At 72.0% G+C, this 328-nt stretch carries 1 protein-coding gene; it reads left to right on the top strand.

Features of this window, described 5'->3' with window-relative positions:
* On the top strand, positions 1–328 hold a 328-nt coding region (locus ACEPPI_RS40825; RefSeq protein WP_373920288.1), incomplete at both ends, for a pyridoxal-dependent decarboxylase.

Raw genomic sequence — 328 nt, 5'->3', positions numbered from 1 at the left:
ATGCGGTGGGCTGTTCGACCACCGGCTCCAGCGAGGCCGCCATGCTCTGCGGCCTCGCCCTGAAGTGGCGCTGGCGCGACCGGCGGCGTGCCGCCGGCCTGTCCACCGACCGCCCGAACCTGGTGTGCGGGCCGGTGCAGGTGTGCTGGGAGAAGTTCGCCCGGTACTTCGACGTGGAGCTGCGGCAGGTCCCGGTGGAGCCGGGGGCTACCGGCCTGCTGCCGCACCAGCTGCGCGAGTACGTCGACGAGAACACCATCGGCGTCGTCGCGATCCTCGGCGTCACCTACACCTGCACCTACGAGCCGGTCGCGGAGTTCGCGGCCGA

This window comes from Streptomyces sp. AB3(2024) (assembly GCF_041862025.1).
Taxonomy (GTDB): Bacteria; Actinomycetota; Actinomycetes; order Streptomycetales; family Streptomycetaceae; genus Streptomyces.
The sequence above is the reverse complement of the archived record's forward strand: the minus strand, read 5'-3'. Positions and strand labels throughout refer to the sequence as shown.